The following is a 14,874-nucleotide window of genomic DNA, read 5'->3' as shown; positions in this document are numbered from 1 at the left end:
GTTTTGTATTACTTCCACGGTTTACGGTAATTCACTCCCTGCAAATCAAGCAGAGGTAGATGGCCTTTCAAGCGTGATAAATAGTCGGTCCAATCTCGGTGTTGTTTGTCTGTCCAACATGCTTCTGCCATTGCAGTTAAACGAGGGAAGATCATGTAGTCCATGCGAGGTTGGTTATTGATAATTTCGCACCATAATGCTGTTTGAATGCCCCAAATGCGCTTACGTATTGGGTCGTCAGCAGGCACTTCAGCGAGCGGCTCGTAGTTGTAAGCTTTTTCTAGTGGCAGTGGGTTTGCCCAGTCCACGCCCGGTTCTTCAGGTGCGTAGTCTTGGGTCATATCTAGGTAAGTGGTTTGTGCTGGTTGCAGCACCACATCAAAGCCTTGGCGAGCACAGTTCAAGGCCGCTTCTTCGCTTAGCCATGAGTAGATCACCGTATCTTTACTGACTTTGTCGCCGTGTTGAGCTTCTTCCCAGCCCAGCATGCGTTTGCCCAATTTACGAAGTTTGTCTTCGGCATAACGCAAGAAGTGTCCTTGCAAATCTTTGTAGTCGCTGTAACCCAGTTGTTCCATTAGTGCTTGGCATGCTGGGCTTTTTGACCATACGCCGTTAGGTACTTCGTCGGCACCAATATGAACGTAAGGCGCAGGAAAAAGCGCAGAGACTTCTTCTAGCACTTTGTCGATAAATTCATAGCTCCCCGGCAGAGCTGGGTTAATGACGTTGTCGTTGTAATGCTGAATACTGCGGTATTCGGTGGTATCTTCCGCTTCTACCAATAGGTGTGGTAACGACTTGATGGCGGCTCGGCAATGACCAGGTACATCAATTTCAGGAATGATGGTGATGCCGCGTTGCGATGCAAATTCGATAACGTCTTTGATGTCTTCTTGTGTGTAGAAGCCGCCGTAACGTTCATCAAAGTGCGTGTACTGTGGTTCATTGATCTCATCCAATCCGCGCCAAGCACCAATATCGGTCAGTTGAGGCAGTGATTTGATTTCAATTCGCCACCCCTCATCGTCGGTAAGATGCCAATGGAACGTATTGAACTTGTAATGAGCCAGTTGGTTGATCAAGCGTTTGACTTGCTTAACGGAGTGAAAATGACGAGCACAATCCAGCATCATACCGCGGTAACGAAAACGTGGCCTGTCCTTGATTGAACAGCAAACTACTTCCACTGAGTTAGGTTGATCGCCAACTTTGATTAGTTGTAATAACGTTGCACAAGCATGGGTAAAACCAGACGAAGATCCTGCTTCAATTTTGATTGACTCTTCGGCTACTTTCAGTTTGTAAGCGCCTTCATCCAAGGTTGGGTTGCCTTTGAAGATGATCTGACTGCCATTGTCTGATGCGAACTCAAATTGGTGAATGCGCTTAAGCTCATCAAGTAGCCATTCTTTAGCTGAATTGGCCAGGCTTGAATAAACCGCGACGCCAGCATGATGATCAAAGCTAAAATAGTGATCGCTGACCTCAATATGGTTTGGTTTTGGCAGCAAGGGCTGTGCATGGGTTAAACTTGCAGGAATCTCACTGCGTTCACGGTATGGTGAAGCTAATACGATAGGCGTGACATCCACTTGTGCGCGCTGTGGGTTTCCATCAACGACAAAGTTGATCATCGCTTCGTTAAAGCCATCCGAGTAATAACGGAATGGGTTCGAACCAATACTGAATTCACAGTAATAGTGATGGTTGGCAGCCAGTACCACCCCTTCTGGCTTAAGTGTGCAAAAACTACCAATTTGAGTCAGTTGACCATTTGAAACGCTGTCTGGAAGAATGTAACGATCGAAAGCGAAAGTTAAGCTCCAGCTGTTTAGGTCTTGGTCGCTCAAGTTATGAAAGGTGAGGCCAAAGCGGCAGTTTTGTTTCTGCTCAGAAAGGACTACGAGATCAACACGATATTCCATATCTACTCCTACGCCGCACTGAGCGAGTAAAGGTTATGTTCTGGTTTGCCAGCAAACATAATTGCGCCTTCAATCGCGTCAAACTGTGGCTCAACAATCCATTGCTGAACTGGTGGTGAAAGCCAACGTACAATGCGTTCAGCTATGCTGCCCATTAAACAAATACGTGTTGCGCCGCGCTTGTTTAATGCCACGAGAAACATTTCTATATCCGCTGCGGTTTGCTTCAGCATTTCAATGGCCAGTGCATCGCCTTGTTCCGCATGTTGGAAAATAGCCGGAGAAAACTGCCCATAATCACGAGGAAGCGCCTGTTTTGACCACGCCACCACGTTGTCGACCTCATTTTCGAAATGCGTCATAACGTGTTGTGCTAGGGGCGTTTTTTCTCTGATGCCATCTTCAGCTAACAAAACTTGCTGAACTAGGCGTAGCCCCATCACTGCGCCGCCACCTTGATCCGAAATAGGGAACTCACGACCACCGACAACGTGTTGCTCCAATCCGTTAAGGTAGATGCCACAAGAACCGGTTCCCGCAATCATGATTGCGCCATCTTCGCCATTGTGCGCACCAACGCACGCACCGTAGGCATCGGTATTCAGAGTCATACTGGCAAATGGATGAGGAAGAGACATGAAGGCTTGCCAAGATGCTTTGTGCTCTGCGCCAGCAAGGGCTAAGCCGACGTGCATCGACGCGAAATCTTGTTGTGTCAGACCGCCTTGCTCGGTAGCCGAAGTGATGGATTCAAGAATCGAAGCCATTGCTATTTCAGCACCTAGCATGATGTTGGCACTGCCGCTTTTGGCCTCGCCAAGAAAATTACCTTGTGAATCTTTAATCCTGGCTCGACATGACGTGCCGCCACCATCGATACCGACAAAATACATTCCCATGATTATTCTTCCTTCATATTTTTAGAGGTCGCCAACTGAGAAACATGCTGAGCTTGACTCATTATCGCGAGTAAGTACCAAGCGCCATGCGGGATCCACTGTTCGCCCCAGCGCCAGTTTTGTAACACGTCTTCTTTTTGTGCTGGTGGGTTAAATGCAATGTCTTCCTCGTCTTCAAAGCCGCCAGTGATTCCGTTACACACGCCACCTTTTGCGTTGAAGAAACCATATTGAGGGAGGTAATCAGGGTTGTTACGACCATGGCCATCTAGCATGCACATGTCGTATGGGTTTAAGCCTACAATCCAGTTCAATGCATCTTGAGCAAACACAGAAAGTTGTTGCTGTACGTCTTGCGACGCTATATGCGGTTGAGCAAGGTACGCCATGGTCGCGAGTGAGCCCAGTCGAGCATTCTCGCCTTGCCACCAATAGCCAGATTCATTGTTGTGTGCGACAAAAAATGCCTCGCGTTTTGACTCATTTACGCCTTTAACATATTGGCGAGGGTAACCGAATGGGTTGATCACTTTATTCGATATTGTGATCTCAAACTCACACGCTAGGTTGACGATACGTTTTACCGATTCCGCTCGTGCTGAGTCGTCTTCAATTGATAGATATTCGCATAGGGCAATAACTGGTAGACCAGCTTCGGCTGCGTGAAAATATGGACGGCTGCCGTCTTGGTTTGCTGACCAAAAGTGTTGAATCTGCTCGTCGCTCATTTGGCGTGCAACTAAACGTTGCGCCCACAAACGGCTCTCTTCCAAGTAGCGAGTTTCTTTGGTTGCTTTAAACAGTTCTACACAAGCCAGTAGCGCACAGTATTCGTCGATAATGTTTTCTTCCCCATCATTGAGGTACTGCGTATTGTGCTCTTTTAAGTGCCAGTAACCATTTTCGGCAGCGTTGCGGTATTTTTGTTGATCGTATTCACCGTGAACACTTAAACGCGATGCTGCCGCTAGCGCTGCAATGGCGACACCGCCACCTTGTCGAAAGCCTGCTTGATAGTCGTCAAATTTGTGACCAAGTTGAGTTTCGTACGCGCAAATCTCGCGTTGCGCAGTATCTTTGCTCCACTTGTCAAAGACCGTCATGTAGAAAAAGCCTTTTTCGTTTTGCATACGCACAAGAAAGTCTGCACCGAACAGGGCTTCTTCAATCAGACGTGTACGTGTGAAAGCTGCAATGTCTTCGCTTCCTTCAAGCAATGAAACCCCTTTTAGGATGTTCCAAACCACCATTGGGGTTTGTTGAGGATTCAAATAATTCGCGTATGAAAGGTGACTTAAATACTTGCTAACGTCTCCTGATGCGTCGTACCAGCCGCCGTGTACATCAACCTTTTTATTGGAGTTTAGTACTGGAAGTTGTCGATCTTGTTGATCGAAGATCCCGCCGCAACGTTGCGATTTGAAGTAGTGGATCACATCTGACAAAGTTTGATCCAACAGAATGTGTTCGCCAACGATGAAAGAGGAAGAGCGCGTATCTTCTACTTGCAAGAAATAGTCACCTGACGTTGTGAAAGAGGAAAAGTCGATGAGGTAGAAATAGCCCTGATGCCAGTTCGCCACTTTACCTTGTTCTTCAACCGCAAAAGTTGCCACGGTTTGCTCGCTAGTGGCACAAATCAATTGAGCAGTGTAAGAAGACAAGTGTGGTTGTTCGGTCTGGATAATGGCTTTCTTTGGGCCCAGACGTTCATAACCAATGTGGTTAGTCAGTAGCAGCATTCAATGTCTCCGGGAAACGATAAAAACAGGAATGGGCCAGGCTGAACCTGACCCTCGTTATGATTAATCTTCAAATAAGTAACAGCGGACAAAGTGGTTGTCGGACAGTTGAGTGACGCCCGGTAGTCGTTCGCGACATTTGTCGGTAGCGTGTACACAACGTCCAGCAAATGGACAGCCGACAGATTCTGGTGTCCAAAGTGGGATTTCCCCTTTGTTGCCTTTCAGTTTCTCGTGAATAGACTTCGATGGATCTGGAACCGCAGATACCAACAGTTGCGTATATGGGTGTTGAGGATCGTGAATGATTTCTTCAGTATCGCCCCATTCAACCATGTGACCTACGTACATGACCGCGAGATCTTCAGCAATGTAACGCGCTGTTGCGATGTCGTGAGTGATGTAAAGCAGAGACATTTGTTTCTCGAACTTCATCTCTTCCATCAAGTTCAGAACACCGGCACGGATTGATACATCGAGCATCGATGTTGGCTCATCCGCCAATACCACTTCTGCACCAACTGCGATGTTACGAGCTAGGTTTACACGTTGACGCTGACCGCCAGATAGCTGGTGCGGGAACTTTTGCGCCGTTTCTTTTGGTGGAATAAGACCAACTTGTTCAAGTAGGTCGTACACACGCTCTTCCAGTTCTTTCTTGTTGCCCGGTGCTACTTTCTTATGAATCAGCAGCGGGCGCGCAATATGGTGGAAAATGTTGTGTGTTGGGTTTAGCGAGCCGAATGGGTCTTGCCACACCATTTGTACACCTTCACGGTAGGTCATTAAATCGTGACGAGAGGTGATGTCTTGGATATCACGACCTTTGTATTCAATGATGCCATCGGTTGGTGCGTACATTTTTGCAATCATTTTTGCAGTAGTAGACTTACCTGAACCAGATTCACCTACCACTGACAAGCCGCGGCTCTTGTACATTTTGAAAGAGACGTCGTTGATTGCGCGCATCTTAGATTGTTTGATTGAGTTACTGTTTAAAGGGAAGTCCTTAACGACATTTTTACCCTCAATCAGCAGTTCGCCGAATTGTTTGCTCATAATTCTCTCCAGTGTAATTTTTGTTCTTAGCTAGCGTTTTTTTGTTGTTAAACCTTAGCTTGAGCAATGGTGTCGCCGTACAAATGGCAATTTGAGAGGCGACCTGGTTCAATTTGACGTAATTGGGTTGGTACACGTGTACATGCTTCATGTACGCGATCGCAACGAGCTTGGAAGCGGCAGCCTTGTGGAACTTCTAGCAAGTTCAACGGGTTACCTGGAATACCAGTCAATTTGGTCTTTGGTCCAGTTAGTGGAGGGAAAGAGCTACCCAAACCTTTGGTGTAAGGGTGGTAAGGACTTTCCAGAATTTGCTTAGAAGGCGCGACTTCAATCAACTCACCTGAGTACATGATGCCGATACGATCCGAGAACTCGACCATCAATGACAAGTCATGTGTGATGAATAGAATTGAGAAACCAAACTCTTCTTTAAGCGCGTAAATTTTTTGTAGAATTTCACGTTGAACCACTACATCCAATGCGGTAGTCGGTTCGTCCATGATGATCATTTTTGGGTTCAGAGCCAAAGCGATTGCGATTACTAGACGTTGACGCATACCACCAGAGAACTGGTGCGGGTAATCACTCAATCGGCTAGGGTGGATATCAACGATTTCCAGCAGACCTTCAGCGCGTGTTTTTGCTTGAGCGCGAGTCATATTGGTATGACGCATGATGACGTCACAGAACTGCTCTTCCATGGTTAGAACAGGGTTCAAAGCGTTCATCGCACTCTGGAATACCATCGACATTTCACTCCAGCGGAACGCTTGCATGCGATCATCGCTGTACTGAAGGATATCTTCACCGTTGAAGATAACCTCACCACCTGTGATAAACGCTGGCGGCTTATGAAGGCGCATTAGTGAGAAGGCAACAGTGGATTTACCACAGCCAGATTCACCAGCCAGACCGAATACTTCACCGGGTGCAATGTCGAAGCTCACGTTGTTACAGGCGCGGACATCGCCCGCGTCTGTGATGTAGTCTACGCATAGGTTACGGATGGAAATTAGTGGTGCAGTCATGATTATTTATCTCCGCTCCATAGTGCATTTTGTGGTGCCAGTTCAGGCTCACGCTCTTTCTTGTCTTTTGCTGCTAGTTTTTTCCAGCGTTTCATGCCTTTGTGAGAACGAAGTTGAGGGTTCGCAATTTCGTCAACGGCAAAGTTCAACAGAGCAAGACCAGTAACCAGTAATGTTAGGGCAATACAAGGTGCTAGTACTTCCCACCATGCGCCAATCAGCATGGCTGATGAGGTTTGCACGTTGTAAAGCATGATGCCCCAACTGATCGTGTTGGCATCACCCAAACCTAGGAACGAAATGACCGCTTCAGTGTTGATCGCCAGCATTACTGAGCCAATGAAGCTCGCACCGACAATTGGGATAAGGTTTGGTAAAATCTCAACAAAGATGATGCGGAATGAAGACTCTCCCAATACTTCGGCGGCTTTAACGAACTCTTTCTCGCGTAGTGCCATAGTTTGAGAGCGGACAACACGTGCACCCCATGCCCAAGAAGTACCAGCGATAATCAAGGCAATAGTGAGTGGGCCTGCTTCACCGATAAAGGCCGCCAACACGAATAGCAATGGATACTGCGGAATTACTAACATGATGTTCATTGCGGCACTCAATACGTCATCCACTTTGCCGCCGAAGTAACCTGCCGATATACCAATGACTGTTGCTAAGAAGCACACGATGATGCCAGCGCCAAAGCCTACACCCAGTGATACTCGTGCACCGTAAGCCACTTGCGACCAGATATCGCGACCCATTCGGCTAGTACCTAATACGTGGTCGGCCTTTTTAGACATAATCAGTGTACGACGATCGTCTGCTAGGTTTTTAGCGACCCAACCATCAGGATTGTTTTGTGCCTGTTTTACAACAAAGCTTGGGTATTCGTGTGGGTTACCGGTTCGCTTGTCTGGCGCATGCTTTGTAAGTAAAGGAGCGGCAATCGCAACGAACACGAACAGCGTAACAATGCCAAGACCAATGCGAGCAAATGCGTTACCTAAAATAAGTTTGAATAGTTCTTTCATGATTATTTGCCTCCCGTACGTAGGCGAGGGTCTAGAATCATGTACAGCATGTCAGCCATTAAGTTGAAGCACAGCATGAACATCGTCATGATAATTAACTGACCTTGAAGTACTTGGTAGTCACGAGCGTGAATTGCGTTCAATAGAACAGTACCTAGGCCTGGGTAGTTGAAAATCATCTCGATGATTAATTGACCTCCAATGGCCATACCTAAAGACATAGACAGTGCGGTAACACTTGGAAGTAGTGCGTTACGTGCGGCGTAATTAAAGACGACGCGGTTTTCACTCAGCCCTTTACCTTTAGCCATCGTGATATAGTCTTCGGCGAGAAGGTTGATCATGTTGTTACGCATGTTAACTAGGAAGCCACCAATTTGAACGATGGTTGCACAGAATAGAGGTAGTACAGCGTGGTAACCCACGTTCTTGATGAACTCCCAGCTTGTCCAATCAGGAATAGTACCTGGCTTGTAAGCATAGCCAGATGGGAACCATTTCAGGCCAATCGCAAAGGTAAACAGCGCTAACATTGCGATAACCATTTGTGGAATAGCTTGAATGATCAATGTGCCAGGCGTTACGAATGCATCGTACTTACTACCGCGCTTCCAGGCGGCAAAAATACCAAGGACAGAAGCGATGGAGAAAGAAAGTACAACCGCAGTACCAGCTAGAAATAGTGACCAGCCAAATGCACTACCTAGTAAAGAATTAACTGAAAGTGGGTAGAACTGGATTGAGGTGCCCAATTCCCAACTTAGAATGTTTTTAATGTACGAGAAGTACTGAATGTAAATTGGCCCATCAACGAAACCGAGCAGTTCTTTCATTGCTGCGATTCGTTCTGGAGTCACCTGTACTGAAGCATTAGCAAACATCATGGTAACTGGGTCACCAGGCATTGCTCGCGGAATAATAAAGTTTAACGTCGCTGCAACTAAGAGCGCGACAAGATAGAACGACAAACGTCTTAAAAAATAACCCATAACTCACACCTTACTCACCCAGATTTTTTCCCTGTTTCTGGTTTCAGGTCGCTCCTAGCGAAATTTAGAGCGAAAAATCCCCTGACGACGAGCGCCACATATTGGTTTCGTTAACAAGGGATTTTTATAGGCGGCACACGGGATGTATGCCGCTTGAAATGAACTTCTACTTATTTAACTGGTTTTAGGTCCAGTACGTGAAGTAGACGCTCTGGGATACCTGCCCAAATGTTTGGACGGCCCTTAGGGTTTTCTTCGTTCCACCAACCAGTGAAGCGAGTTGTGTTGTATTGGTACATGTACGCGCCAGATAGCACAGGAATAGTTACTTGGTCCTGAGCAATGATCTTCTGAATGCCATGAGCGATCTCTAGCTGTTCTTGCTTATCTGCTGTCTTGTAGAAGCTGTTAAGAAGACCGTCTAGCTTATCGTTTTTGTAGAAGTGCATTGCAAAGCGAGGCATGCCGTCACCAGCTTGTAGCTTCGAGTTGTAGCCACTATCCCAGTACAAGTGTGGATCTGCACCGTGGAAGTAGTTGGTGTAAGCAACGTCGTAAGTACCTTCTAGCATTGCTTGGTTGTATACCGAGAAGTCCGGTGTACGAGCACGAGCTTTAATGCCCACTTCTGCTAGTTGCTCAACGGCTAGTTGTACTGTGTTGTTGAAGTCAGTCCAACCGTTTGGTGATTGAATTAGAAGCTCGAAAGACTTGCCAGATGGTGTATCCACAAAGCCATCTTTGTTTACATCTTTGAAGCCAGCTTTAGCTAGAAGCTTTTTCGCACCTTCCGCGTTGTATGTGTTGTAGCCTTTGTACTTGTTGTGCGTCTCTTCATCAGACCAAGCTTCGAATGCGTAGCCAAGGCCAGATGCGAAGTCGTTCACTGTACCGCCGCCGTAGAAAGCGATATCAATGATAGTTTGACGGTCTAGCGCCATAGAGAACGCACGACGGAAGTCAACGTTAGTTAGTGCTTCGTTTTTCGCAGCGTCTGGGTTTTTGAAGTTCACTACAAATGCTTGAGTACCCGCTGGTGGGTACCAGTAGTGGTGATTCGGACTTGCTGCAGCGTACGTACGGTCGATGTCTGGTACGAATGAAGACGTCCAGTCCATTTCGCCGTTAACGATTTTGCCCAAGAATTGGTCGTTGTTCGCGATTTGTGGCACACGCAGACAATCTACATCTAGGTTGTCAGCATCCCAATAATTCGGGTTCTCACACTGGATATATAGCTGCGGTGTGAAAGTGTCGATTTCAGTAAATGGACCACTGCCTACTGGATTTTCGTTTGTGAATGTTGCTGGATCTTTTACTTTGCTCCATACGTGCTTAGGTACGACTGGTACTTTCGCAATTTCGTAAGGAACGTTTGAGTTTGCTTCGCTTAGACGGAATTTAACTTGGTAGTCGTTAACTTTTTCTACGCCAGTCACCCAAGAGTTGATACCAGATTGGTCTAGCTCTGGCTTCTCTTTAACTAGGTTGAAAGAATAAACAACATCATCAGCGGTAAACGCTTTGCCATCAGACCATTTTACGCCCTTACGGATATCGAAGGTTACGCTCATCAGGTCATCAGCCATGGTAAAGTTTTCTGCTAGACGAAATACAGGCGTGTTACCGTGCATTTCGTTAAAAACAACGAGCGGCTCGTAAATAAAGTCGGTTGTTGTGTGCAGGTTAGTTGCACCCAAGAAAGGGTTAAAGTTACGAACGAAAGTTGTAAACTCTTTAGGGTGGATAGTCAGTTCACTGCGTTCAGCCGCAGTAGCTACCGATGCAAAACCTGTAGTAGCCGTTGCAATAATTGCTGTTGCTAGTGCTGTTTTTTTAATATTGGCAAGCATAGCTGTTCCTTACTATTTGCTTTCATTTCACTAAATGGAATTGAATGTCATCAATTGATAAACACTCTCTAAGACCTACCTCTTGTACATGCCTTACTCATTACAACATTGAGTTTCGCCAAGAGTGGCCTGTAGGCCTTAGGTAGGAGTAAGAAAACACCTTATCCATAAAATAATCAAACTTGATTCCCGTTAAAAACGTTAAAATCTCTGAGCTCTCCGTTATAAACGTTATTTTGGCTAATTTTAACCAGCATTGGGCCAAAAAATAAACGTTGATATGCGTCGCAGTTTATATCCTTGTTAATAATAAGTGTTGGTGATTACTAACCTGCTGGTCCTTTTTAAATATACGTTTCCTGCTTGTTTTCTAGGTTCGGAGATCTCGCTCACATGCAGAAATGGTGTTAATTAATCAGCTAAAAATTAATCTGCCGTTCTGTTGTGATTAAGTTCGCAATCTCTATCAATAGTTCGTCAAAATCCGCTTGTTATCTGAAAAATGGCCTTTTTTATCGACAGTTTTCTTCCGTTTGTTGTCCTTTTTTTATTATATGAATGAAGTTTTTTCGGTTGCTCGAACTTACCTAGTTAAGACAAGTTAAATGGATAAGGTCGTACGTTTTGAAGACCAACAATAGATAGCGTTGTCTAACCGAATGTTCGTTATTGGAAATATGTTAATGAGGTAGGAAGAGGCGGTCTCTTTTATCTCAAGGAAGGGAATACTCGAATAACAAAAAAGCCCAGCATGCACGCTGGGCTAGTTTTTTTGATAAATATTAGCTGGTCAATAGTCGCTGTAGTTTATCTCGTTGTGCTTCTATGTATGCTCTCTCGGGGCTCTGTTCTTTGCAGTGTTCGAGAATGAACTCTATCGAGCTTAGCACCGTTCTCCAACGTGGTGTTTTGGGTAATGTTTCTATACGCATGTATTTATCTAAGGTGCGTGTTTGTAAAGTACTTCGGTCTAGATAAACGCGCCACAAGCCACTTTGCTCTGCAAATGCGAATTTACTTTCACCCGTTACAGATTCCCAATACTCTAAAGCATGTGTCATTGCGTCGACTAGAACTTCCCGCATAAGTTCTTGCTTGTCCTTTTTATTACCGAGTGCTTTGTCTGCAAGGCGCGTAAATTCTCCGCCAAGCTCTTTTAGCTTTTGCAATTGGTCTTTGTCACCATCAAATGCATAACTTGAAAGCACTTCTACGGCGGTTTCTAGATTATGTATGCGAGCGGCACTGGCTCCACCGCCGACATTAAAGATGTACATGATATCTAACCCTGAACCTTCAGGGAGCTTAAGAATGTCTGCTTCGATGTTCTGACGAATATCTTCAATATAGATATCAATCTTGCCACAGTAATGAGGTTGTTTGACGGTTAGATATTTAGGGGCAATCAGCTCATCAGCAGATGAGCGCTTTAGCTGTTCTAAGCTGCGCTTGAATAGCTTACAAGCAGCTTCGTTAGCAAAGCGAATACGCTTGTCTTCACGTAGACAGATGATAGCTTCAGGAGCCGATTCTAGCTGTTCCAACAAACGACCTTGAGTCTCAAGTAAGCTTGCTTCAACGACTGCTCGCTGTCTAAGTTCAGACTCTAGCACTTTGTTTTCCATATGGCGCATTTCTGCTTTACTTGCCGTTAAATGCGCTTGGATACGTGCCGCCAACTCTTGTTTATTAAATGGTTTCGATAAATAGTCGTTGGCTCCTGCTTCAAAACCTCTTACACGATCTTCTGTTTGACTGAGTGCGGTGAGCATAATGATTGGCAACTCGGCATGATCATAGGTTTCACGTAGTTCACTACAAACTTGGTAGCCGCTCATGCCTGGCATCATGATATCCAATAACAGAAGTTCCGGCTTCTCTTGCTCGACGAGCGCTAACGTTTCTGGCCCATCGGAGACGGTACGCACACGATAGCCCTCTAAACGTAAAAAGCTTTCAAGCACGCGTAAGTTTACTGGTTCATCGTCAGCAACATACAGTAACGGGCCGTCTGGGTTCTCTGGAAGTGATAAGTCTTCGCTGTTCTCTACATTAACTTCAGGAATTTGGAAGTGCCCGTGCGCAGCTAGAGTCTGGGTTGCTTGGATTTCTTCTTCACTGGCGAGCGGTAAAGTGAAACTGAAGGTAGTTCCGACCATTGGTTGGCTACTGACGTATAACGAGCCTCCCATTAATTCGATCAATTGCCGGCTAATGGAGAGCCCAAGCCCTGCACCTTGACGATAACGGCTCGCGTCTTGCCCTGCTTGGATAAGTGGTTCAAAAATATGTTCAAGTTGTTCTGCGGGAATTCCTTGTCCAGTATCCACGACTTGTACGCGTACATGATCATCTACCACATTAGCGGAGATAACAATTTTACCTTCTGAGGTGTATTTAATCGCATTGCCAATCAGGTTATATAGCACTTGTTCAAGGCGTTGCGGGTCAGCTGACACTGCTTTTAAATCCGCTGGGACTTGGTTGATGATGCGGATGGTTTTACTTCCAAGTAAATGGCTAGAAAGCTCTAAAACCAATCGTGTTGCACTGCCCAAACTCACTGCTGATTTCTGGATATCCATGCTTCCATAACGCATTTTATGATAATCCAACAAGTCATCGACTAGATTAGCGAGACGCTGACCACTTTTAATGATGATATCAAGCTGATATTTCTGGCTAGCGGGGATCGCGCCATTGGCGCCGGACGCTAAGGTTTCAGCAATCCCGACCATGCCGTGTAACGGTGTACGAAGTTCATGAGAAGTCGTGGCTAAGAATTCATCTTTTAATTTATCGGCCAATTGCAGTTCTTCATTCTGTTTTTGAATGATCTGTATGTTGCTTTCTAGTTCTTCATTTTGCTTCTTAATGGTTTGAATCTTCTCTCGAATAGAGCGTTGCATTCGTTCAAAGCTTAACGCAAGCCGACCAATTTCATCTTTACGAACCGTATTAAAAGACGTGTCATCAAGATCACCTGCAGAGACCTTTTCGGCAACCCAAGTCAATTTCAGCAACGGAGAAGTGATAAAGTTTGATAAATAGTGAGAAGCGATCACCACAAGGATAATGGCGATCAACATAGCGATAACGAATAGTTTTTCGAGTTGATGGATACGAGCGAAAGCTTCGTTTTCTGGTAACTGTACGACGAGCGCCCAAATCACACCACGAGTTTCAATCGGTGCATAAGCCGCGATGATCTCTTCACCTAAACCGTTTGTGTAAGTGCCGACACCAAACGCACCAGAGAGTGCTTTATCGATCACTTCTAAACTGTTCTTAATGTCGTCTTGTTTCGTGTTGATTGTGCGAGGTTGGTGATCATTTCCAACCAGCAAGGTGTTAATGGATGACTCTCGATTAGCGTCTGCGGCTAACTTAGTGATGCCATTATTTGGCAAGCGGAACATGGCATAGCTGTGTAGATAACCTTGCTGAACAATTGGTGCACCTAGCCAAGCGACTGATTTACCCCCTTCCAGCTCGAAGTCAGACACAATCACAGGAGTGTAGTCTTCGTTTACTTTTCGACGTTCAGTCACATCATCGGCGAGACGCTTGAAAGTTTTGCCAAGTGCCGAGTCTTTGTAGGGGCCTGATAACAAGTTCGTTCCGTAGTTATCGTCTTTGTTGATCGAGTAGGTGACGTTACCATTGATGTCGACCAGCAAAATGTCATTAAAATCAGAGCGCTTGAGGAGCTCCAAGTAGGCCCAATGATAGCGTTTATGCAAAAGTCGGTAACGTTCACTTCCTACATAGTTGGATGACTCGGGTAACGTTGAGGTTTTGATTTGGTCTCCGCTGCCCTCGATGTAGCGCTGTTGGGCGTTTTTACGAGACTCTTCAATATCATTGCCTAAACGACTAAAAGCATTGACGAGACCGTAGAATCGGCCACCACTGGCGTAAGCCAACTCTGAGCGCACAAAGCCCATGACTTCGGTTTCTCGTGCCTCAAAGTAGTCGATGATTTGCTGCTGTTTTGTATCTCGAACAGACAGTAAGTGCGAGGTGCTTTGTTCTTGCAGATCTTTACTGTGGGACTGCAAGAAAAAGATCGCAGTAATGGTAAGAGGTGTGATACTGAGCACCAGAAATGCGGTCATCAGTGTACTCTGAAGGCGCTTAAATTTCTGTTTTTTGTAGAATTTAAACATGGATAAGATTACAACTCATAATGGGCAGTTCTAAAACATACTTCGCTGCCGAGGTTCTCGTTAAAAACGGATAAGATGTTCAACTAGATAGAATTAACAAAATTAACGAGTTTTTTTTCTTTGACAAGAAAGTTAGTTGTAAAGCGTGCAGGGTGACGCAGTTTTTCTTATGAGTG

Annotated in this window: 9 protein-coding genes; all 9 read right to left on the bottom strand. The window is 45.6% G+C overall.

Annotation, left to right across the window (positions count from 1 at the left end; all coding sequences use genetic code 11):
- Positions 1–8 precede the first annotated feature (8 nt).
- Entirely contained in the window at positions 9–1,928 is a 1,920-nt protein-coding gene (locus R7P36_RS08965) for a beta-N-acetylhexosaminidase (RefSeq protein WP_213899261.1), read from the bottom strand.
- Between the two features lie 8 nt (positions 1,929–1,936).
- Entirely contained in the window at positions 1,937–2,827 is an 891-nt protein-coding gene (locus R7P36_RS08960) for an N-acetylglucosamine kinase (RefSeq protein WP_005380046.1), read from the bottom strand.
- A gap of 2 nt (positions 2,828–2,829) precedes the next feature.
- Positions 2,830–4,569 (bottom strand): glycoside hydrolase family 9 protein, encoded by a 1,740-nt coding sequence (locus tag R7P36_RS08955; RefSeq protein WP_213899263.1) that lies wholly within the window; start codon positions 4,567–4,569, stop codon positions 2,830–2,832.
- Between the two features lie 63 nt (positions 4,570–4,632).
- Positions 4,633–5,628: an ABC transporter ATP-binding protein gene (locus tag R7P36_RS08950; RefSeq protein WP_005380041.1), complete on the bottom strand. Its 996-nt coding sequence runs from the start codon at positions 5,626–5,628 to the stop codon at positions 4,633–4,635.
- A 47-nt stretch (positions 5,629–5,675) separates the two neighbouring features.
- Positions 5,676–6,659 carry an ABC transporter ATP-binding protein gene (locus tag R7P36_RS08945; RefSeq protein ID WP_005386550.1) on the bottom strand — a complete coding sequence of 328 codons (984 nt, stop codon included), beginning with the start codon at positions 6,657–6,659 and terminating at the stop codon, positions 5,676–5,678.
- A 2-nt stretch (positions 6,660–6,661) separates the two neighbouring features.
- Positions 6,662–7,687, bottom strand: a complete 1,026-nt coding sequence (locus R7P36_RS08940; protein ID WP_025768199.1) for an ABC transporter permease — start codon at positions 7,685–7,687, stop codon at positions 6,662–6,664.
- Between the two features lie 2 nt (positions 7,688–7,689).
- Positions 7,690–8,676, bottom strand: a complete 987-nt coding sequence (locus tag R7P36_RS08935) for an ABC transporter permease (RefSeq protein ID WP_213899264.1) — start codon at positions 8,674–8,676, stop codon at positions 7,690–7,692.
- 170 nt (positions 8,677–8,846) lie between these two features.
- The gene (locus tag R7P36_RS08930) at positions 8,847–10,529 is read right to left on the bottom strand and encodes an ABC transporter substrate-binding protein (protein ID WP_005380037.1); all 1,683 of its coding nucleotides are present in this window, start codon (positions 10,527–10,529) and stop codon (positions 8,847–8,849) included.
- A 782-nt stretch (positions 10,530–11,311) separates the two neighbouring features.
- Complete coding sequence (locus tag R7P36_RS08925) at positions 11,312–14,698, bottom strand: response regulator (protein ID WP_005380036.1); 3,387 nt, start codon at positions 14,696–14,698, stop codon at positions 11,312–11,314.
- Between the last annotated feature and the right edge of the window lie 176 nt (positions 14,699–14,874).

It is taken from the genome of Vibrio sp. 397 (assembly GCF_033339395.1).
Lineage (GTDB): Bacteria > Pseudomonadota > Gammaproteobacteria > Enterobacterales > Vibrionaceae > Vibrio > Vibrio alginolyticus.
This window is presented reverse-complemented; position numbering and strand designations above follow the sequence as displayed.